1 protein-coding gene is annotated in these 608 nt (G+C 62.3%); it reads right to left on the bottom strand.

Annotated elements, in window-relative coordinates; genetic code table 11:
- On the bottom strand, positions 1-608 hold a 608-nt coding region (locus tag AADW18_RS19555), incomplete at both ends, for a nicotinamide phosphoribosyltransferase domain-containing protein (RefSeq protein ID WP_337345087.1).

Raw genomic sequence — 608 nt, 5'->3', positions numbered from 1 at the left:
GGAATGGAGTAGCCGGCCATCGGCTCGTGGTAATAGGCCTTGGCCAGCTGCAGGCCAGACACCGTATCGGTGCCCAGGAAGTTGACCAGGTGCGCGGCGCCGCCGATGGCGGCTGACTCCACGCTCGAAACGCCGCGGCTGCCGAAGTCATGCAGCTTGAACGGCAACTGCCCTTCCGGGTCGTCGCTGGTGCGTTCAAGGAATTGGCGAATGGTTTGTTTGGCGTGCCAACTGATCGTGGCGACGGTGACCGGATACCAGATGCGCAGCAGCATGGTTTCCAGATACGACGGCACCCAGTAGGCCAGCGGATCGGTCGACTCGATGGTCATCAGTGCGTTGTGGGTTGGCACCACCGTGCCTTCGGGCACAGCCCGGATGCGGATCGGCAACAAACCGCCGTGATGATCGACGATGTAGCGCCAGCCGGACTCGTTGAAGGGTTCGCCATGGGCAGCGAACAGATCGCGCGCTTCATCGACGTCGGCATGGGTGATCGGCTTGGCCAGGTATTCCTTCAGGATCGCCTGCAAGCCAAAAAACAACGTGCGGTCGTAGGTGCCGCCGCGCGATTCCACATAGAAGAAGGTGGCATCGGTGCCGGGCGG

The organism is Pseudoxanthomonas sp. CCNWLY206-1, assembly GCF_039710385.1.
In the GTDB taxonomy this organism is placed as follows: domain Bacteria; phylum Pseudomonadota; class Gammaproteobacteria; order Xanthomonadales; family Xanthomonadaceae; genus Pseudoxanthomonas_A.
This window is presented reverse-complemented; position numbering and strand designations above follow the sequence as displayed.